This is a genomic window from uncultured Mobiluncus sp. (assembly GCF_902488535.1).
In the GTDB taxonomy this organism is placed as follows: Bacteria; Actinomycetota; Actinomycetes; order Actinomycetales; family Actinomycetaceae; genus Mobiluncus.
The window spans coordinates 133,300-154,567 of the sequence record NZ_CABTWO010000001.1; the positions used below are offsets into that span (position 1 = coordinate 133,300).

Below are 21,268 nucleotides of genomic sequence, written 5' to 3' on the forward strand. Positions count from 1 at the left end.
ACCCGGACCCAATGCTGAAAGCAAAGCCCCCGACGGGGTACCGCCGGGGGCTTTCGCTATTTGAGAATCTCAGAGGTTACTTGGACAAAGTCCCTTTCACACTCTTGACAATCTTTAACACCTGAGAGTTGGAGTCAAAGTAGGCCACGTTAGACAGGTTGCCGTCCTTGTCGAGGAAGAACAACACCGGCACGTAGCTGGGTCCTACCACGTTGAACAGCGGGTAGCCGTTGAGATGGAAATCGCTTTCCATATCGGACAGACCCAAGCGGCTCAGCGTGTTGCGCACCGTGGAAGAATTCCCTGACAACATCACTTCGGCAAAGTTGAACCCTGACTTGTTGATGTCGTGCAGCTGGCGCCAACTGGCTTGGCAGGCCGAGCAATCGGGACGTCCCAAAGCCACCACGGTCGGACGCTTGCCGTCAGCCAGGTCGCTAACCTTGAGCGATTTGCCGTCCAGAGACTGAATCGTGTAATCGTTCAGATTCTTGGCGTAGGCGCGGCGCATCTTGTAAGCCAAGTCGCTGCCCGACAGGTGCGAGAACTCGCCGTTAGCGTCGCGCTGAGCGTAGCTGAGCGTGGTGAGCTCACCGGTGTCGCCGCCGTTATCGCCCGGGTCGTCAGGATCCACAGTCGGATCCGGAGTCGGTTTGTTCGGATCTGGAGTCGGCTTGGTGTCGTCGGGGTCAACAGGGTCGGCCTTGTCACTAAACGTACGCTCCACAAACGCCGGCAGGGACGCCGCGGTTTGGGACCCGCCAATGTTGACCAAGCGGCCGTTAGCGTCCAACAGCAGCGTGTTCGGCGTGGTCAGGAAGTCCGCCCGGGCGGCCCAGATGGTGTCCACCGCATCATAGTAGATATGGGGACGCATGGCTTCCAGCCCGTTTTCAGAGATGACATTGTCAACCATGTTCACGGTCTCTTGCATATTTTCCGCCACAGAAGTTACAACTTCGATGAAGTTGTACTTGGAATGGTCGAGCTTGACCATTTCCTTCCAGGTGTTCACACAAGCCCCGCAGCCCGGATAGCCGAACATCAGCACGGTGGTCTTGTTCGGGTCCACCAGGGACTCTAGCGTCTTTACCTGGCCCGAAGCGTCCTTCACCCGGTATTGCAAGAAGTTCTTGCCATAGTGGTGGGTCAAGGATTCGTAGGCCACATCGGTGTGCTTCAATCCCTTGAAATCTCCGCGCTTTTCACGCTGGTCGAAAGTCAACCAGGCCAACCCAGAATTGGGCTCGACTTTACCGTCTGCGGTGACCCGGAACAGGGCCAGACCATTGCCGTCAACAAAGTTGGCTTTAGTGGCCGTTACCGCCACGCGATACAGTCCCTTGGAGGCGTTGAACGGCAGCTTCACATCCATGGTGGCTTCACCGCGGTTACTCACCGTCAAATCCTGGGAGGCAATAGACCGACCTGAGGGATCCGTGACGGTGACTTTGGCATTGGCCTTGCGGATGTAGTTGCCGTCCAAATCATTGACCAAGACATTGACCTTAGCGGTGTCCCCAGCCCGGTAAGCCGGAGCATCGGTGGAGGCCACGATATCGAGAGACTTCGTGTATTCGGGGAACACGGCAGCGCGACCCTCGTTGAGCCACTTGGTCATGCCGCCATTTATCCAGTAAATGTACTTGAAGCCCTTTTCCTGCATGAGTTTGGCGGTGGCCCCGCTACGTACCTGAGTACGGCACAGCAACAGGTAGGTCTTGTCCTTATCGAGGGTATCTAACCATTCCGACAGGCCATCGGCGTAGTAGTCGCGGTTCACGGCACCGTCAATGTGCGCCTCGAGGTATTCCGCCTTGGTACGCATATCCAGCAGCGCGAAGTCATCCTTGCCCAGACGCTCACCGAGCATAGTCGCGGCTTCATCGGTCTCAATCATCTTGTAGATCTTCTGTTTTCCATCATTAGGATCGACCGGATCCGGCTGAGGATATTCGGAACCAAAGACTACCGAATAGTGACCCACGCCCCGGTAGTATCCGTTCGCGGCGATGGTGACTTCGACGTTGTAACGCCCTTCGCTCATATCCGAATTCGGCTGGATGGAAACCCAGGTCTGGCCGTAATAGTTCGTGCTTTTCACCAGGTTAGCCTTGAAATCATTAGGACCGGTGACATTGATGTAGGCGGTCGCGTAAGGCAGAGCGTAGCCGTAGGCGTTGCGGGCCGTAATCGAAACCTGAGCCCGCTGTCCGAAGTCGTACTGGGTCGAAGACGACTGGAAATACACCATCGGGGTGTAGGGGTTGATTTGGTTGACGATATCGAAAGACATCGTCGCTACGCCCCGGTTGAAACCGGGTTGTTTCGTGGTGAAACGAGCCAGGTAGGTACCCGGTGCGGCGTTACGAGCCGTGGTGTAGCTGTAGGTCGTCGCCCCCTGGTAGTTCGTCTTACCCTGGTCAGAGTGAATGACCTGACCTGAGGGGTCAACGATGTCCACCTTTACCTCAGCGCCCGCCGCGTAACGGCGCGGCTGCCAGGTGCTGACATAGAAGTTGATGGTTCCTCCGCGAGCTACCACAGAACGGTCTGCGGAAACTTTCGCCTTTAAGCTGGGAGCGGTGGGATCAACACCACCATCGTCAGGTTTCGGCTTGTTTTCGTAAACGGTGTAGGTAAACGACTGGCGAGCCGACTCGTAGCCGTCCTTCACGACCGCTACGGTGAGGGTGTATTTCCCGGCCACCGTGTTGAGCGAGGCGGGCACGTTGAGGGTAGCCTTACCGCTGCGGTCCGTGGTGCCGCTCAAGCTCCGCGAAACGCCTTTCGGATTCGTTACCGTCGCGCTCACATTGGTGTTTTCCACCGGAATGTTCGCTTGATCCTTAACCGCCAGGTTCACGTTCAAACCGTTATTCTTCGCGACTTGGGTAGCGCTCAAAGTGGCGACCAGTTTCAAGGTGCGAACCGTAGGAGCCGGTTCCGTGACAGTGACCTTCATCGAAGCGGAAATCCCTGAACCATCAGTCGCTTGCGCGGTGATGGTGGCACTGCCCTCAGAAACGGCGCTAACCTTACCGGAATCGTCAACCGTAGCTACCGAACTATTGCTGGAGGACCACTTCAACGTCTTGTTGGTGGCGTTTTCAGGGGTGACGGTGGCTTGTACCGTATCGCTGGACCCGACCTGCAGGGACAGCTGGGAGGGATTGAGCATGATGCCGTCGACACGGGTTTCATCGCCCGGCTTCGGCGCGGTACCGGCCGGAACGGTGATAGCTTTCAAGCTTACGTTCGAATTGGCGCGGAACCGGGTCAAATCGCCCCAGGAGCTACCGTCGTAGGAAATGTAGGACTGGCCGGAGCGAGCCGTGGCGCGTGAGGAATAGCCCCACTGCGGCTGCTCAATCGGGATGGGGTAGTTGTATCCCGGAGTGGTCAGCTTCACCATAATGGCGAAGCTGCTGCCCTTCGCGACGGTTTGCGGGTCGAGGTCGACCGTGTGGTAGCCCGCAAAGGTAAAGTTACCCGAAGCTACCTGGTGAGTGGTATCAAAACCTTTCGACGGCGTAAAGTTCGGGTCCACGTAGACTTCGTAGCTGGCGCCGTTGGAAGGCACGAAGAAACCGGCTTCCTTGACGTCCACGTTTTCCTTGGTGGGACCAAAGACGTTGGCGAACCAACCAGTCGGGCCCTGCCCGATGGTGCCGGTCATGCCCAGCGGATCGTAGTACCAGATGGTGCCGTTTTCGGTCTTGGGCTTCAGGACGAAGGCAGCGTTATTGGTTTTGCCCATCACACCGTCGTAGTAGGAAACGTAGAAGTAACCGTGGTCGTTGCCCCAGTTCGCTCCCCAAGAGTTCTTAACAATCCAGGCGCCGTTCCCCGGCGGACGGTAATAGAAGTTTGAGGCGGAATAGTTATCGTCCCAGCCCATAATGGTTACAGCGTGGTTGGGTGTTCCGTAGCCGCGGTCGTAATGACCCATGGTGCGGAAGTTCAGATAGTTCGTGCCGCCGTAGACCGTGGTGTACAGCGCTCCATAGTCCATGATGGCGCGCTTCATGGTTTCGGTGTCCGCTCCCGAACGCATCGTCGGCAGGTAAAGCACCTCGTCAATGTCGAATAGCCGGCTCAGGTTGTCCGGAGAACGGAAGTAGTAAGGATTGTAGGGATCTTCCCGCTCGGCAACAGGCCCGCTCCAGCGCGCCAAGTAAGCCGCCGCGACCTGTTCGGTGCCTCCGTCGTTGGGGCCCCAGTCAAAGCCGTGGGTGTTACGCATATTGGCTTCCGAGTAGTCCGGGTTCGAGTCGAGCCCTTTAGACAGCGCAATCGATTCTTCGGAGCCATTCGCGGCGAAAGACCAGCAAGAGCCGTTAGGTCCCTGGTCGCGCACGGGGGTAGAGCGATTCAGTTCGCGTAGGTCATAACGAGCCGGCAGCTCTGCCGGAGCGCTAGCACGCATCGGTGCGCGCGCACCGCCCAACAAGTTGTAGTTGGTGTTGATCCTAACCGGGTCTTGACGCTGACCATTTTCACGGTTGCCAGAAGCCTTAGGGAATCTGTAGTAGCTGCGGGTGCGGCTCCGGTCATGGGAAAAGCTGGGGTTCAGCGGAGCTTCGTTTACAGTCAGGTCCGCGTTGAGACTGGGATTCAGTGCAGTGTTGGAATCAGTTGCTGCCACGGAGGGCACTGAAGCACTGAAAGACAATCCCGTAATGGTTAGTAGGGAGACAAGTCCCACTTTTATCTTTGATAATTTCATCATGTGTTTCCTAGAGCTATAGGTTCTCGGAGCCAAGGTTGTTGGCATGACTCCCGGTTTCTATCAGGAACAAAAACCGTTAACTGATAATTTAGTGAATAAATTCTTAAAAAACAAAGAAACATTCAGGGTAGGATTTTCTGATTCAAAAAAAGTGATAAAAGCCCAGGTGGGAGCCGTGGTTTTACAAATCCTTAAAATAGTGCCAATTTTGTTAGGTTTTGTGTTCAGATATGACACCTAATGAACACTAAAATAATTATTGATTTGTACGTGTTCACAACATGACCGGGAAAGTCTGGTGCTGTCGGCCCAATTCCCAGCAAACTCTCATACATTACTCAATGAAAAAATAGGTTACGTTTTACTTTTGTCCGCTACGCCAGATTTGTGTGGTCATTTGCACACCGAGACGACCCGAGGAACCCTGGCGCGCGACAAGACTAAACCCCTGCGGACTGTGCCAGGCAGCACCGCAGGGGTCGAATCTAAGGATGGAAAATCGGGTTATTGGCCACAACCGCAGGACGGTTCCTCGGACTGGCCGCAGCCACAGGAAGACTCGTCAGACTGGCCGCACTGGCAGCTCGTGTCGTCGCGCTTGGGCTGCAAATCCACCCACTCGCGAGGCTCTACGCGAACCCCGGTAAAGAACGGGGTGTCGACCCGTACGAACAGGCGAGCTTCAACCTCGCGCTGTTTGCGCAGCACACCCATGACCCGATCCAAACGGTCGGCCTCCAGGGTGATGGTCCATTCCCAATCCCCCAGAGCAAACGCCGCCAGGGTCGAAACCGCCACGTCATTGAAATCGTGGCCGTTCATACCGTGTTCCTTCAGGATGGCGTTGCGCCGCGCCTTGGGCAGGTAGTACCAATCCCAAGAGCGCACGAAGGGATAGACCGTGGCGTACTTGCGCGGGGCGAAACCGCCCCAGCAGGCCGGCAGGTGCGATTCGTTGAACTCAGCGGGCAGGTGGCGGCTCATCGCCGACCATACCGGCTCAAACAAAGCGGGCCGGCCGTGGCACGTCCCGATGGCGCCCACCTTGCGAAACGCCTCTTGCAAAGCCTCGGTATTGTCAGCCAGCGCCCAAATCATCAGGTCAGCGTCGGGGCGGAATCCCGACACGTCATACCAGCCGCGCACCACCACGCCCTGCACCGCTTCTTCCAAACGGTGGGTAATGCGTTCCAAGCGCTGCGGGTCGGTGGGCAGGGGCCGAGTCCGACGAAACACCATGTGCAGAGAATAGTTCTCTCTGGCGTTGACTTCGTGATAATCGACTGCGTAATCGCGCGGGTCGCCGGTGATTTCCGGAGCTGTTTGAACGGATTGGGGATGTCCCATGGTTTCTCCTTTGATTGGGGTTGGGTTAACAGTGTGATGAGGACGAGAATGGTGAGGACGCGGATACTGGCAGCAGTTCGGTCCGCAAGTTTCCGCCAAGGGCGGGTAGGTGTCGGGCTCCACAGACTGTTGGGGGTGTTCCCCGCGCGCAAAGGCGGCCCGTTCGTAAACCAGGTCAGCCAGTTCATCCAGGAACTCAGGGTCAGATTCCGCAGTGGCAGCCCGACGGTATGCCAGGCCAAGTTCCTGGGCAGTGGCGGCGGCCTCGGTGTCGAGGTCATACACAACTTCCATGTGGTCCGAAATAAAACCAAAGGGAGCCACGATGACCCGGCGCACCCCGGCGGCCGCCAAATCGCGCAAATGATCATTAATGTCGGGTTCCAACCAAGCCTGGTGGGGGGAACCGGAACGGGAACAAAACGCCAGCGACCACGGCATTTCCAGCCCTTGTGCGGACAGATGCCGGTTAATGGCTAAGGCTATGGCGAGGTGTTGAGCCAGGTAGGTCCAGCCCTGCCCCAGGGCGTCTTGCTCGCGGGTCACCACCGGCAAAGCGTTGAGGGCTTCGGGGGAAAAGTCTGTCAGGCGCTGGCGCAAGGGGACGCGGGGGCGGCTGACCGGAGTGTCAAAACGGTCGTCGAACAGGGCCGGTTTCCGCACCGTCGGGGAAGCCGCGGCTGTGCTGTGGGCAGAGAGGGACGGCCCGGAATGCCGCGCCATTTCCAGGGGAATCGAATGCGTTACGTAAACCAGGTGAACCGGTGAGGGTGACGCCGCGGAGGATTGGTCAGAAGTGGGAGTCACGTTTAGGTCCCGGGCTGCCGCCGCGATAGCGCGGGCATTAGCGCTGACGAATCCGGGGGTGTTCGCAAAAGGCCGCACTCGGTCCAGCGTGACTTCACCGGCCACCTCGGGGCGGGCAGCGCGCAGGTCAGCGAGCGCCTGGGCCAGGTTTTCCCGGTATTGTCGGCATCCCGAATAACACGTGTAAGCGGTAGTAAACAGCGTCAAAATCCGCCGCGCTCCCCGGTCAACCAAGTCAATGAGGCTTTCGCTGAAATACGGGTGCCAGTTACGGTTGCCTACCGCATAGAGGAGGTCATCGCCGAGGCGTTGGTGCAGGCTGGCCAGCAGCTCGGCGTTGCGGGCATTAATGGGGGAAATGCCGTCAAAAAGTCGATAGTGCCCGCCGACTTGTTCCAGGCGAGAATCGGGAATACCTGCCCCGCCGGTAGCATTGCGCAAAAACGGCAGCACGTCCTCGGGACCGTTCGGACCACCGTAGCTGACCAGCAGCAACGCATCATAAGGAGCCAAACTATTCATGCAAATTACCTGACTTCAGCATTCAGCGCGGCTTCGAGTACCTCGGGGATCAGTCCCCACACGGTCGCTAGGGCATCAACCCACTCGGAGCCCAAGCCTGCCTCGGCCGCCATGTGGGCGGAAACAGTAGGAGTATGCGCCAGTTTGGCAATGACGTGGTGAATCGCGGCCTCCGCGGCCTCGCGAGAAATCATGTCGCCAGCGGGAAGTCTGTCAATCTCGGCCGCAGCCGCCTGCTGGAAAATGGCGCGAAGTTGGACAATAGCCGGATCCATGTGCCGTGCGGCCACCGCCGCGTCATACTCACTCAAACCTTGTTCAATAATTTCGTGCGCCCGACGCACTTGGGACACCGCCAAAGCCGGAACCCGGTGGCGAATATCCTCCAAATCCCACAACGCGACTCCCGGCAGGTCTCGCACGCTTTCCTCGACGTCACGATGTAGCGCCAGGTCCAAAATGGTCAAGGAACTCTCCGGACCCGACAAGCTGTCGCGCACCTGTTCGCGGCGCAGCACCGGGGCGCCGATTCCCCGCGCGGTGACGACCAAATCCGCCTGTCGCAGCGCAGGCACTAAATCAGCGGCGGGAACGACGCGGGTTCCGTGATTCTTGGCAAATGCCGTGACCCGCTCGGAAGTCGAAATATTGGCGATGTCGCGCACCCCGCGGGCACGCAGCTGAGCGACCGTACTTCCGGCATAAGCGCCGGTGCCGACCAAAAGAACTTGTGCCTGTCGCCATTCGGGCAGCCGCCCGCTCGCCTCCGCCACGTCCAACCCCACGGAAACCACGGAACGCCCTAGTCCGGTCAGTTCAGTTTTGCTGGCGACCTTACGCGCGGTGGACAGCGCCCCCTCAAACATCCGCACCATCAGCCCGTGCACTTCCCCCAAGTCTTGGGCTCGCGTGAAGGAACGGCGTACCTGACCCGCGACCTCGGCCTCGCCCACCACCATGGAATCCAATCCCGCGGCAACCCGATACAGGTGCTCGGCGACCGCGCGACCCTCAATGAAATTCCAGGCCAGAGCGTCGTTTTCGGCATGAGGCGGGTGGGGAGCTTCGAGCTGTTGAGTTTCGGAGGGCAGTTCATGGGCGGGAACTAAGCGCACTCCCGGATCGGCCGAAGCATAAATTTCCACACGGTTACAGGTCGAGACCAGCACCAGGGAATGCACTCCCGGCGTCTCGAGCCATTCCGATTCCTTTTCTGCAGCTTGAGCCGCCGCCTGTGCCACTTCAGCCAAGCTGTGGGTCAGGTGATTGACGGTGTAAAGTTGAAAAGGCATCAACCTTTTTATACCTTAAATATATTAACCCCCGCAAAACAGTTAGTAAGGCAATCCTAAGTTAGGAATATGTTTTGACTAGAGCCCCTCTGGGTCTTGACCCACTATTCTCCGGTTCGCGGATGCGTGCTGCGCTGAGCGGAATCAGACCGGTCACCACCCCGGTGTGGTTTATGCGCCAAGCCGGGCGTTCCCTACCGGAATACCGTGCCTTGCGTGAGGGAAAATCCATGCTCGCGGCCTGCACCACCCCCGAGGTTGCCGCCGAAATTACCCTCCAGCCGGTACGCCGCCACCACGTCGACGCGGCCGTGTTCTTTTCCGATATTGTGGTGCCGCTGTATTTGGCCGGCGCAAACATCGATATCGTGCCCGGCCGCGGACCGGTACTGAAACAGCCTCTGACCAGCGCCGCCGAGGTAGAAAAACTGACCGAACTGGAAGTTGCGGACTGGTCGGTCATCGAGCAAGCCGCCGCTCACGTGCGCCGCGAACTGCCTTATGAAAAAGTCCTGCTGGGATTCGCCGGAGCACCCTTCACCCTGGCGTCTTACCTGTTGGAAGCCGGCGGGCCGCGGCGGCGCGAATGCTTGGAAACCCGCGCTTTTATCGAGGCGGAACCCGCCGCCTGGACCAAACTGGCGACCTGGTGCGCGAAACTGTCCGGCCAGTTCATGAAAGCCCAGATCAACGGTGGCGCCGAAGCGGTGCAGCTTTTCGATTCCTGGGCGGGGTCTCTGACAGCCGAGGAATACCGCCGCTTCGCCCTGCCCTATTCGTCACTAGCCTTTCAGGGTGCGCCGGGAGCCACGCACGTTCACTTTGGGGTCGGCACCGCTCACCTCATCGAAGCGATGGGTGAAATCGCCGAGGTCGTTTCCGTCAACTCCGACTTGGGCTTGGATACCGCCGCGCGGCGCCTGCCCGGGAAAGTCCTGCAGGGCAACCTCGACCCGGACCTGCTGGTCCCCGCGGAACACCCGGCACAAACTGACGCCACCCCAACAGAGGCGAAACCGACTGACCACATGGAACGAGTCTGGCGCGAAGCCGAACAGGTCCTGCAGGCCGGGCTGGCCGCTCCCGCCCACATTTTCAACTTGGGACACGGGGTGAGACCCGACACCGACCCCGGGGTACTGACCGAACTGACCGCGAGGATTCACGCTTGGCGAGCCCCGGCCACGTCCCCCACCGAAAACTCTCAAAAACCCACCAAACCCACCAGATAACGCTTGTGAAGGGAAAACACCATGGCTGACGAAGGCTTTGACATGATTATCCTCGGCGGCGGACTCGGCGCGCTGGCTGCCGGATACGCGGCGACAAAACGCGGGCTGCGCCCCCTCATCTTGGAGGAACGCGGACGCCCCGGCGGCCTGGTCTGTTCGGGAGTTTTCGGGGGAGCCACCGTGGATATCGGGGCTGAATCCTACGCCACTCGCACCCCCGAAGTCACCGAGCTGTGCCGGGAACTGGGTTTGAACCCGGTCGCCCCCCACAGCGACTCCTGGGTGTGGGACCACGGCCGCAACGATGCCGTGCGGATTCCCTTCGGAACTCTGGGGATTCCCGCCGACCTTGACGACCCGGTATTCGTGGAGGGACTGACCCACATCGCCGGGCCACAAGCCCTGGAGCGCGCCCGACAGGATTTGACGCTGCCCGCGGAAGTCGGCGCGGACGCGAAAAGTTTTGGGGAACTGGTAGAAGCCCGGCTGGGGAAAGCCGTGCTGGACGCGTTCGTGACCCCGTTCGCGGGAGGCATTCACTCCACGCACCCCAACGGGCTGGATCCCGACCGGGTCGCACCGGGATTGCGCGCCGCCCTGGCACGCACCGGGTCACTGACCAAGGCGGTGGCCGCCACCCGTAAACCCAACTCAATCGTGGTGATGATGCCCGAAGGCGGCATGTTCAAGCTGGTAGACGAGCTGGTGAAACGTATTACCGACGCGGGGGGACGCATCGACAACCACGTACGGGTCATGCATGTCGAAGCCGGTATCGGAGCGGAGAACCCGCGCTGGGTCGTGTGGTGCAAACACACGATTTCCAACACCAAGTACCAGGGCGGGCCGCCGGAAGAAACCGGTAACGCTTTCGGGTTGGCGACCGACCGGATTGTGGTGGCGCTGCCGGGCAACAGTGCATTGAAGGTGCTGAACTCGGCCGCGGCCTCGATGCTGCGTCAGAAGTTCCACGCCGAACGCGACCACCGGGACGCCACCCTACGGTTTGACGCGGCGGCTTTGGAAGAAATCGGCGATTTGACCACCGGATTTCAGCTGCATAAAGGCACCCACGTGATGAATGTGACCCTGGCAGTCAATGCACCCCAGCTGGACAACCCGCCGCGCGGGTCGGGCATGTTGGTCGGGCCTCCGCCCTGCGGACCTGATGAGGACCCGAACGTGTTGCAGGCCAAAGCCATCACGAACTATTCCGCGAAATGGCCCGGCACGATGGCGGGAGCTGCCCCCCACACGCATATCCTGCGGATTTCCTACGGTCGAGAAGGCGACCCGGACGGTTTTGTCTACCAGATTACGGTGGAGCGGGCTTTGGCTGACGCGTCGCGGATGCTGGGAGTGGAACTGACGATGGACCAGGTCCTGGATTCGCGCCGCATCTTTTGGGGCGACGCCATGACCCACCCCAACGCCGAGGAACGCGCCGTGCTCAACCAGATTGCCGCCGCGGCCCAGCGCGTGGAGGGCTTGGATCTGGAAGGTGCGTTGTTTGCTGGGACCGGGATTACCGCCGTGGTCGCTCGTGGATTGCAGTTTCAATAGGCCGATTCATAAGGGCGGGGCGCACGGTTGCCGGGCGCTCACGCGGCGATGACGTCGGTTGCGCTGAAGTCCGTGCCTTTGAACAGTAGCGGTTCGTTCAGGGCGCGGGAGGCGGCGTAGGAAAAACAGTCCCCGAAGTTGAGTTTGGCTGGAGAGCCCGAGCCGCGCGCGAAATTCTGGATGGCGTAGCGAGCCCAATAGAGGTGGTTTTGATCCACGGGGGTGATTTCAATACCTAGGGCGTGGAGAACCTGTGGTGGATCACCGTACTTGCGCGCTACGAGTTCGAATTCAACTGCGGTTCCCGCACTGATTTTCGTGTTGTCGCTACGGAGGATTTTTTCGAGATATTCTCGGTAGCCGGGTTCCTTAGCCATAATGGCGATTAAAACTGAGGTGTCTACAATCACTTCGGTAATCCGTCCTCATCGTAGAGGTCGTCATCAGTCAAGAAGGTAATCCCTTCCTCCTCCACTTGGGCTTGAATTTCCCTGATGGCCTGCAGTTTTTCCTCATAAGTCGGTCGGCGCGTGGTCTCGAGTTCCCGCTGGGCCAGTTCGCGCACCACGGCGGTCATAGTCATGCCTTTACGTTTCGCGAGCTCGCGAACGTTTTCATACACCTGGGGATCTTTGATAGTCAGCATCGGCATAGAAAAATTCTACCATGAATGCTAGAAAAATGGGAGGTTGGTTTGCCGCTCCGGTTACAACTTAACCCTGCTTTGTCCTAAGCTAGAGCTTATGCAAACGATTGGCAGCGCTGAGCGTCCGCTCGTGATTGGCACCCGGGCCTCTGCCCTAGCTTTGACCCAAACCCGCACGGTGGCATCCGACCTACAACAGCGTGGACTGCACGTGAACGTCCAGACCTTTACCACGGAGGGCGACATCAACCGGGCTTCCCTAGCTAGCCTCGGCGGAGTCGGCGTGTTCGCGGCGGCTCTGCGGGTGGCGCTGCTGGAGGGCCACTGCGACCTGGTGGTGCATTCGCTGAAAGACCTGCCCACCGTGCCCGTAGACGGTCTGGTGGTGGCGGCCACCCCGACTCGTGAAGATCCGGGGGACGTGCTGGTGGCGCGCGACAATCTCGGGTTGGCGGACTTGCCCGCCGGTTCGCGCCTGGGAACCGGCTCGCCGCGCCGGGCCCGCCAGATTGCTGCCGCACGCCCGGATATTACGTTGGTAGACATTCGCGGCAACGTCCCTACGCGAGTCGGACGGGTGAAAGGTTTGGCTACCGTGGCTGAACGGGCCGGCCTGCAGCCGGGCAAGGCCGCGGAAGATTTGGACGGGGTGGTGCTGGCACGAGCCGGGTTGCGCCGCTTGGGATTGGACGAGGCCATCACGGACTCCTTGGAAGGCACGGTGATTCCGGCCGGTGGACAGGGCGCGCTAGCCCTGGAAACCCGCCCCGAACTGTTGGACGCCGCAGAAGGGCGAAACTTCGCCCAAATCCTCAAGTTTGTGGACGACGAACCCACCCGTTTAGAGGTCAGTGCGGAACGCGCCCTGTTGCGTTACCTGGAGGCCGGCTGCGCCGCGCCCTTGGGTGTGCGAGGAATGGTGACCTGGGACAACCGTGTCGAAGCGCCCTCGGGACGCCTGGAACTGACTGCCCGAGTGATCGGAAATCAGGGCGAAGTCTTGGAAGTCAACGGGGAAACCACCGTGTTGCTGGGGGCTGAAGCCGCGCAGCGTGATTTCGCGCTGGCCGCTGCCCAACAGTTGGGGGTGGATTTGGCTGGGGAACTGTTAGCGGCCGGAGCAGCAACAATCGCCGACCTCAAGGCCGCTAAACCCGAGACAACCCAGAGTGGTGCGAATCAGACTGTAGATAATGAAAAGGAATTGTGGGGGGAATAACATTTGATGAAACCTAAACTGTTGGTGCCCAGAGTACCGGGAGACGTGTTGGCACAGGGACTGGAAAAGGCGGGGCTGCCGGTGGTGTGCGCGCCCGTGACCGAAAAAGTGCCCACCCCCAGCGAGGACTGGTTTGAGCCGATGCAGCGGCTGCAGAGCGGGGAATACGACTGGGTTGTGCTCTCTAGCGTGGCAACAGCCACGTTCCTGGACGCTCACTACGACTTGGAAGATTTGTTTGCTCAAGTGCAGGTCGCAGCCGTGGGTGCCGCCACCGCCGAAGCCATCCGTCAGCTTGACGGTCATGTTGACTTGGTTGGGCCCGATCCGGCCTGTGCCGAGTCGCTGGTCAAGGTGTTTCCGGAGGGAACCGGAACGGTGCTGCTACCCGGTGCAGTTGGGGCGGCACCGACCTTGGGGCAAGGGCTGACCCGCAAGGGGTATAACGTGGAAAAGCTCCGGCTCTATGAATCCGTGTCCCTGCCCGATTTACCGCTGGAATGGGAGACCGCCCTAGCTTCCGGAGCGCTGACCTACGTGTTGATTACAGCCGGTTCGGTGGCACACGCCGCCCATCAACTGCTGACGAAAGCCGGCGTGAAACAATGGCCTGAACCCATCGCTTTCGGGAAATCTTCCGCCGCTGTGCTGCGGGAACTGGGCTGGTCAGCCGCCGAGGTTTGTGAAACCACGAACACCGAAGGGGTCGTTCGGGCTTACGAGGACGCTGTTAGAGAGCAAGAAAAGAAAGCCGCACAAGATTAGGGGATAACTATGACAGGATTACCGCACGCCGCAAATTTGGGGGTAGGACCGACCACTCCGAGCGCTACCGGAGGACGGCACACCGGGACTTGTGAAACCGAGGCCAAGGGCGGGACGAATGAAAAGGTCGTGCCCGCGCGGAAACTGCCCCACGGCCTGACCCCTTTTGTGCGTCCCCGCCGGTTGCGCACTTCCGTGGCGATGCGTCGCCTGGTGGCGGAAACCCGCTGGAGCCCTGAACAGCTGATCCTGCCCGTATTCGTGCGTGACGGGATTAGCGAACCGGTAGAGATTCCGTCCATGCCCGGCCAATATCAGCACACGCCCGAGTCTTTGGCGCAGTTGGGACGGGAAGCGGCGGATGCCGGCATCGGGGGCATGATTGTGTTCGGAGTCCCCACCGACGCTGACAAAGACGAAACCGGCTCGGCAGCTTGGGACCCCAACGGGATTCAAAACCGGGGCATTGCCGCCCTCGCCGATGCGGTCGGGGACCAGCTGGTGGTTATGGCCGACACCTGCTTGGATGAGACGACTTCGCACGGGCATTGCGGGCCGCTGCGCCCTGACGGTGTGGTAGACAACGATTGGGCGGTGTCCTGTTACGCGGCCACGGCGGTGTCACAAGCGCGGGCCGGGGCGGTCGCGGTCGGCCCCAGCGGAATGATGGACGGCCAGGTCGCCGCTATTCGTGAGGCTTTGGACGAAGCCGGATACAGTGACGTGGCGATTATGGCCTACTCCGCCAAATATGCGTCCGGCCTGTTCGGGCCGTTTCGGGACGCGGTCGGTTGTGCCCTGAAAGGCGACCGGCGCACCTATCAGCAGGACCCCGCCAACCGTCGTGAGGGACTGCGCGAAACCTTGCTGGACATTGAAGAAGGCGCCGACATGGTCATGGTTAAGCCCGCTTCGCTGTATCTGGACGTACTGGCTGACGTAGCCGCGGCTTCGCCGGTGCCGGTGGCCGCCTACCAGGTGTCCGGTGAATACGCGATGATTGAGGCGGCAGCCGCTAACGGCTGGATCGACCGTTCTCGCGTCATCGACGAGTCCCTGACCTCGATTGTTCGGGCCGGGGCAGACATTGTGTTGACGTACTATGCGATTGAGGCGGCGCAAGGCTTGGCCTAACTGAGTCCGTGCCACGGTGAGCTATCCGAACACGTAACCCAAAAGACCTTGTGACACAGTACTTTCATCACCCAAAGGAGGGCAAAATGACAACGAATGCTGATTTGTTTGCGGCGGCACAAGCCGTCATTCCCGGCGGGGTCGATTCTCCCGTGCGCGCCTACGGTTCGGTCGGGGGCGTGCCGGCTTTCGTGGCTCGCGCCAAAGGTCCGCGCGTGTGGGACGCGGAAGGTCACGAGTTCGTTGACCTGGTTTGTTCCTGGGGGCCGATGCTGCTGGGTCACGCCGATGAACGGGTGGTGGAGGCCGTGACGCGGGCGGCTGAGGCGGGTCTCAGTTTTGGCGCGCCCACCGAGTCAGAAACGTTGCTGGCCGAGGCGATCCGTCAACGTGTCCCGCTGGCGGAAAAGGTCCGTTTCGTTTCGACCGGGACCGAAGCGACTATGACCGCTATCCGCCTGGCGCGGGGGGCGACCGGTCGGGATTTGATTATCAAGTTCGCCGGTAACTATCACGGACACTCTGACGGTTTGCTCAGCGAGGCCGGTTCCGGGGTTGCCACCGGCGGTTTGCCCTCCTCCGCGGGAGTACCGGCGGGAATTTCGGCCCTGACCTTGGTGGTGCCCTACAACAATGTGAAAGCTGTGCAGGAAGTGTTTGCCCGGCGCGGCTCCGAGATTGCCGCGGTCATCGTGGAAGGCGCCGCCGCGAATATGGGTGTCGTGGCACCGCGGGCGGGATTCCTGCCCGAAATTTCTCGGCTGTGTCGCGAGTACGGGGCGTTGATGATTCAAGACGAGGTGCTGACCGGGTTTCGGGTGTCGCGTTCGGGCTGGTGGGGGTTGTCCACCGGGCGGGAATATCTGGAAAGTCCAGAGGGCACCACGTCCGGGCCGGCGGGACTGTTCCCGATAGGGGTCGCCGCCCAAAACAAAGGCGTGACCTTCGGCGAGTGTTGGACCCCGGACTTGTTGACTTTCGGCAAGGTCATCGGGGGAGGAATGCCCCTGGCCGCCATCGGAGGCCGCGCCGAACTGATGGATCAGCTCGCCCCTCTCGGCCCGGTCTATCACGCCGGAACCCTGAGCGGCAACCCGCTGTCTTGCGCGGCCGGGTTAGCTACTTTACAAGGTGCCGACACTTCTGTGTACGGCAAGGTTGATGCGGTGGCTGACACGATTGCGGGCGCTCTGGACGCAGCGTTGAAACGCGAGGGCGTGCCCCACTTCATCGGGCGAGCCGGATCGCTGTTCTCCGTGTTCTTTTCTGAGACTCCCGTCACCGATTATGCCGGTGCGAAAGCCCAGGAAACCTGGCGGTTCGCCCCGATGTTCTGGGAGTTTTACCGGCAAGGCGTCATGCTACCGCCTTCCGTGTTTGAAGCCTGGTTTGTTTCCGCGGCCCACTTCGGTGACGACGGAGCCATCAACCGGATCTTGGATGCGATTCCGGCCGCCGCGAAGGCCGCCGCCACCGCTAAACCGCCCCAGGCCTAAACCTAGGCGCCAACTATCCCTCACAACTATTGAAAGCAAAACAAATGGCTACTGAATTTCCCACCGCACACGTTGATTTAGGGGCACTAAGCCCGGCGATTGCCCTTGGTTCGCTGGACGGACGATACCGCGGGGTCGTAGCCCCGCTGGTGGACTGGTTTTCCGAAGCGGCGGTGAACCGGGCACGTCTGTTCGTCGAGATAGAGTGGCTCATTTGGCTCACGGACCAGGAAGTGCTGGACGGCGCGCCGGTGTTGAGCGCGGCGGAAAAAACGTATCTGCGCGGCTTGGTCGGGACTTTCGGGGCAGACGAAATCGCTACCCTGAGCCAAACCGAAGCGAAAACCAAGCATGACGTGAAAGCGGTGGAATACCTGTTGAAGTCCGCCCTTGAGGCCGCCCCGGAGGCGTTAGGCGGCACGGAAGGCCAGGCACTGCCGAGTCTGAAAGAAATGGTGCACATTTTCTGCACTTCCGAGGACATCAACAACCTGACCTACGCGATTTTGATAAAGAACGGGGTGGGACGCGTGTGGCTGCCCGCCGCCCGCGCCCTGCAAACCCAAATCACCGACCTGGCCCGGGAAAATGCAAACGTGCCGATGCTGGCCCACACCCACGGACAGCCCGCCACCCCCACCACCTTGGGACACGAACTTGCCGTGTTTGCCTGGCGTATGAACCGTCAGCTGAAACGCGTCGAAACCCAGGAATACTTGGGCAAAATCAACGGCGCGACCGGCGATTTTGCGGCGCACACGGTGGCGGTGCCCGGAGCGGATTGGGCGGCGCTGTCGCGCGGATTCGTCGAGGACCGGCTCGGACTGACCTGGAATCCTTTGACCACCCAGATTGAGTCCCACGACTATCAAGCGGAACTTTATGCGACGGTCACGCACTTTAACCGCATCGCCCACAACCTCGCTACCGACATTTGGACCTATATTTCCCTGCGGTATTTTGCCCAGGATTTGGCGGCGCAAGGCTCGACCGGGTCTTCGACCATGCCGCATAAAATCAACCCGATTCGGTTCGAAAACGCCGAAGCGAACCTCGAGATTTCCTCCGGCCTGTTCGAGGTGCTGGAACAGACCCTGGTCACGACCCGGATGCAGCGCGACCTCACCGATTCCACTACCCAGCGCAATATCGGGACCGCGTTTGGCCACTCCCTGCTGGCGATGGATAACCTGCGGCGCGGACTGGCCGGGCTGAAAGTTGATGCGGCCGTGATGGCAGCCGATTTGGACGACAACTGGGAAGTGTTGGGCGAGGCGGTCCAACAGACCATGCGTGTGGCGGGGATTGCCGGAGTTTCTGGTATGGATAACCCCTATGAGCGCTTAAAAGAGCTGACCCGCGGGCACAAGGTGGACGGGGCTCGGATGCGCCAGTTCATTGCTGACCTGGGGCTTCCCCCAGAGCAAACCGCACGTTTGCAGGCCCTGACTCCTGCGACCTACACCGGGCTGGCCGCCCAGCTGGTCGACTATCTCGAGTAAGCCGGCTCAGCCCACCAAACAGGGCCGATTCCGGTTCCGCCGGGTGGGAATAATCCGGCGCAACCGGTGGTTAAAATAGACAGTGGCCCTACGAGCGGCCAATATCGCAAAACAGCAACGAAAGGAACCCCTAATGGCAACCCTCACCATGAACCTCGACGGACTGACTTGTGACATGTGCGTCAAGCACATCACCGCTGACCTCAGCGACCTAGCGGGCGTTGAGCGCGTTGAAGTGGTGCGTGACGAGGGCCGCGGTGTCGCTACCGTGACCGGCGAAAGCCTGCCCTCCGACCAGGTCCTCACCGAAACCGTGCAGGACGCCGGCAACTACCGCGTCGTGTCCATCGACCGGTAGATTTTGTTTCCTTCGCTGTCTCCAGCGGTGGTGTTGGGGCGGCGCGGGAACGGCCCGGTGGTTTGATGACACACAACGAAACGACAGTTAATTCCTCCGCTGACCCGGCGCTGGATCCGGCGGTGGACCCGACCGGGTTGCGCCGGAAAGACCTGGGGCGTCGCCTGGTGGTGGCCGTGATTTTTGGTCTGCCGGTGATGGCGATCTCCATGCTGGAAGTCCTGCAGTTCCCGGCTTGGCAGTGGGTTGTAGGTGTTTGCAGTCTGCCGGTGGTGGGGTGGGCCGCCGCGCCGTTCCACCGTGGGGCTCTGCGGGCGGCACGAGGGGGGTCCACCACGATGGACACCCTGGTCGCGTTGGGGGTGAGCGTGGCGACGCTGTACTCCTGGGGGGCGCTGATTTTCACCCCCGCCGGCCGTATCGGCATGACCATGAACATGAGCCTGAACCCGCTCGCCGCAGCGCACGAAACAGGCTCCGGGGGCGAAATCTTTTTTGAAACCGCCGTGATGATTACCGTATTCTTGCTGACCGGACGGTATTTGGAGGCTCGGGCTAAGTCCTCGGCGACCTCGGCGCTGCGCGCTTTGCTGTCCCTAGGGGCAAAACAGGCCGTGCGCGTCACCCGTCCCGGCGACCCTCGTGACACGACCACGCCTTGGGAAACTGAAACTGTCGACGTCGCCGCGCTACAGCCGGGGGACTACTTTTTGGTACCGGCCGGGGAAAAAATCGCCACTGACGGCATCGTTTTCGAGGGGCACTCCACCGTTGACGAATCCATGCTGACCGGCGAGCCCATCCCGGTCGAAAAATCTGTGGGCGATAGTGTGACCGGCGCCACCATCAACGTCCAAGGAATGCTGGTCGTTCAGGCCACCAAGGTCGGTGCGGAGACGAAACTGGCCCAAATCACCCGACTGGTGACCCGCGCTCAAGCCGAGAAAGCCCCGGTTTCCCGCCTAGCGGACCGGGTCTCGGCAGTGTTCGTCCCGGTGGTAATCGTCCTGGCTGTCCTGACTTTCGCGCTGTGGCTGGGACACGGACAACCGTTCCCTGCCGCTTTCACCGCCGGGGTATCAGTGCTGGTCATCGCCTGTCCGTGCGCGTTGGGGTTGGCGACCCCGATGGCTTTGCTGGTCGGGTCCACCCGGGCATCCCGGGCAGGCATCCTGCTGAAAGGCCCCCAGATTCTGGAGGAAACCCGGCGCATCAACACCCTGGTCATGGACAAAACCGGCACGCTGACCAGCGGGGAAATGCGCCTGGAGGACGTGACGGTGTCCGCTTCGAGACCTGCGGGGATGGAGTCGCTGGGGGACACCGAGGCTCTCGCGTTGGCGGCCAGCCTGGAGGCCGGATCCCCCCACCCGATTGGAAAAGCCCTGGTCGCAGCCGCAAAAGCGAGAGACTGCGGGAGCGGACTCGGTGCCCCGACCGGGTTCGCCACGTTCATCGGGCGCGGTGCCGGAGGTTTCGTGGACGGCGTGGCCTATGCGATTGGGAAACCGGAGTGGCTCACGGCGATGGGCGCGGACATTCCCCCCGACGTGGGTGCGGCGATTGGGGCCGCCCAGTCACAAGGCCGGACCGTGGCGGTGTTGGCTACGGGTGCGGACTGGTCTTCACATGTTTCCGGGGACGCCTCCCCGGTGTTGTCAGGCGAGCCCGCCGGTAACGGACAGCTGTCGGCGGAGCGGGACAGCACGGAAATGACCTTGAAAGTCACGGGAATGACCTGCGCGTCTTGCGTGGCCCGAGTGGAAAAGCGACTCAATAAACTCGACGGGGTTTCGGCTTCGGTGAACCTCCCCTTAGAAATCGCCACCGTGACACTCACCGTGGATGTCCCGGCTGAAACCCTGATTGCACAGGTCGAAAAGGCCGGTTACGGGGCCAGTTTGCTGGACAGTGCGGGAACCGTGGCCAAACCGGGCCGGCGCAGCGAAAACAATATCGCCGCGGTGGCGGGAGACCTGGTGCAGGCGCGAGCCCTCGCCGTGTTTACGTTCAGCGACCCGGTCAAACCCGAAGCCGCACACACGGTAGCCGGCTTGAAAGCGGCCGGTATCGAAACCGTCCTGCTGACCGGGGATCAGAGCGAACCGGCACGCCTAGCGGCCGACCAGGCCGGAATCGAAACCGTCGTGGCGGGAGTCAGCCCGGAAGGCAAGGTCGACGCAATCCGGGAACTGCAAGACGCCGGGAAAATCGTGGCGATGGTCGGGGACGGCGTCAACGATGCAGCCGCTCTGGCCGCTGCCGACCTGGGGATTGCCCTGGCCACTGGCACCGATGCGGCTATCGGTGCCGCGGACATCACCCTGGTGAACCCCAGTTTGGGGGCCATCGCCCAGGCCATCAACGTGTCTCGAGCCACCCTGAGAAATATCAAAGAGAACCTCGCCTGGGCTTTTGGTTACAACATTGTGGCGATACCCCTGGCGGCCGCGGGGATGTTGAATCCGGGGCTGGCGGGGGCTTTCATGGCGTCCAGTTCGGTGCTGGTGGTGCTGAACTCTCTGCGCCTAAACCGCGTCCACCTGTGATTTCGCCAGGTTTTTAGGCGTGTGGCACCGCGGCGCGAACCGGGTGGTACTCAATTTTTTGGCGGATTGGCGCTGGGCGTAAAGACGCTAGACTAAGGGAGGCC

At 60.7% G+C, this 21,268-nt stretch carries 15 protein-coding genes and 1 pseudogene; 10 read left to right on the top strand and 6 right to left on the bottom strand.

The features are described from left to right. Positions 1-76: 76 nt before the first annotated feature. Positions 77-4,732, bottom strand: a complete 4,656-nt coding sequence (locus RDL66_RS00565) for a lectin like domain-containing protein (protein ID WP_308534546.1) — start codon at positions 4,730-4,732, stop codon at positions 77-79. A gap of 43 nt (positions 4,733-4,775) precedes the next feature. Between RDL66_RS00565 and RDL66_RS00570 the strand changes: the two genes are divergently transcribed. Further along, the gene (locus tag RDL66_RS00570; protein ID WP_308534547.1) at positions 4,776-4,973 is read left to right on the top strand and encodes a hypothetical protein; all 198 of its coding nucleotides are present in this window, start codon (positions 4,776-4,778) and stop codon (positions 4,971-4,973) included. 263 nt (positions 4,974-5,236) lie between these two features. Here RDL66_RS00570 and hemQ read toward each other — a convergent pair whose 3' ends face one another. The 3 genes and pseudogenes from hemQ to RDL66_RS00580 form a co-directional block, all read right to left on the bottom strand. Continuing rightward, complete coding sequence (gene hemQ / locus RDL66_RS08995; protein ID WP_374042883.1) at positions 5,237-6,079, bottom strand: hydrogen peroxide-dependent heme synthase; 843 nt, start codon at positions 6,077-6,079, stop codon at positions 5,237-5,239. A 33-nt stretch (positions 6,080-6,112) separates the two neighbouring features. Beyond that, positions 6,113-7,408: pseudogene (locus RDL66_RS09000) on the bottom strand (ferrochelatase); the annotation flags it as partial. Between the two features lie 5 nt (positions 7,409-7,413). Beyond that, complete coding sequence (locus tag RDL66_RS00580) at positions 7,414-8,700, bottom strand: glutamyl-tRNA reductase (protein ID WP_308534549.1); 1,287 nt, start codon at positions 8,698-8,700, stop codon at positions 7,414-7,416. A gap of 122 nt (positions 8,701-8,822) precedes the next feature. On the opposite strand from RDL66_RS00580, the gene RDL66_RS00585 reads away from it, so the two are divergent. Next, positions 8,823-9,932 (top strand): uroporphyrinogen decarboxylase family protein, encoded by a 1,110-nt coding sequence (locus tag RDL66_RS00585; protein ID WP_374042885.1) that lies wholly within the window; start codon positions 8,823-8,825, stop codon positions 9,930-9,932. A 21-nt stretch (positions 9,933-9,953) separates the two neighbouring features. Beyond that, entirely contained in the window at positions 9,954-11,495 is a 1,542-nt protein-coding gene (locus tag RDL66_RS00590) for an FAD-dependent oxidoreductase (RefSeq protein WP_308534551.1), read from the top strand. 38 nt (positions 11,496-11,533) lie between these two features. Here RDL66_RS00590 and RDL66_RS00595 read toward each other — a convergent pair whose 3' ends face one another. Then, entirely contained in the window at positions 11,534-11,872 is a 339-nt protein-coding gene (locus tag RDL66_RS00595; protein WP_308534552.1) for a type II toxin-antitoxin system VapC family toxin, read from the bottom strand. 29 nt (positions 11,873-11,901) lie between these two features. Next, positions 11,902-12,147 (bottom strand): type II toxin-antitoxin system VapB family antitoxin, encoded by a 246-nt coding sequence (locus RDL66_RS00600; RefSeq protein WP_297346317.1) that lies wholly within the window; start codon positions 12,145-12,147, stop codon positions 11,902-11,904. Positions 12,148-12,238: 91 nt separating this feature from the next. Here RDL66_RS00600 and hemC point away from each other — a divergent pair, with 91 nt between their 5' ends. The 7 genes from hemC to RDL66_RS00635 all read left to right on the top strand — a co-directional run bounded on the left by hemC (position 12,239) and on the right by RDL66_RS00635 (position 21,164). Then, complete coding sequence (gene hemC, locus RDL66_RS00605; protein WP_308534553.1) at positions 12,239-13,360, top strand: hydroxymethylbilane synthase; 1,122 nt, start codon at positions 12,239-12,241, stop codon at positions 13,358-13,360. Between the two features lie 6 nt (positions 13,361-13,366). Then, the gene (locus RDL66_RS00610; RefSeq protein ID WP_308534554.1) at positions 13,367-14,125 is read left to right on the top strand and encodes a uroporphyrinogen-III synthase; all 759 of its coding nucleotides are present in this window, start codon (positions 13,367-13,369) and stop codon (positions 14,123-14,125) included. Positions 14,126-14,134: 9 nt separating this feature from the next. After that, positions 14,135-15,259, top strand: a complete 1,125-nt coding sequence (gene hemB, locus RDL66_RS00615; RefSeq protein ID WP_308534555.1) for a porphobilinogen synthase — start codon at positions 14,135-14,137, stop codon at positions 15,257-15,259. Between the two features lie 86 nt (positions 15,260-15,345). Next, entirely contained in the window at positions 15,346-16,755 is a 1,410-nt protein-coding gene (locus tag RDL66_RS00620) for a glutamate-1-semialdehyde 2,1-aminomutase (RefSeq protein WP_308534556.1), read from the top strand. Positions 16,756-16,799: 44 nt separating this feature from the next. Then, complete coding sequence (purB, locus tag RDL66_RS00625) at positions 16,800-18,257, top strand: adenylosuccinate lyase (RefSeq protein ID WP_308534557.1); 1,458 nt, start codon at positions 16,800-16,802, stop codon at positions 18,255-18,257. Positions 18,258-18,390: 133 nt separating this feature from the next. Then, complete coding sequence (locus RDL66_RS00630; RefSeq protein ID WP_296181360.1) at positions 18,391-18,615, top strand: heavy-metal-associated domain-containing protein; 225 nt, start codon at positions 18,391-18,393, stop codon at positions 18,613-18,615. 65 nt (positions 18,616-18,680) lie between these two features. Beyond that, positions 18,681-21,164 (top strand): heavy metal translocating P-type ATPase, encoded by a 2,484-nt coding sequence (locus RDL66_RS00635; RefSeq protein ID WP_308534558.1) that lies wholly within the window; start codon positions 18,681-18,683, stop codon positions 21,162-21,164. Positions 21,165-21,268 lie beyond the last annotated feature (104 nt).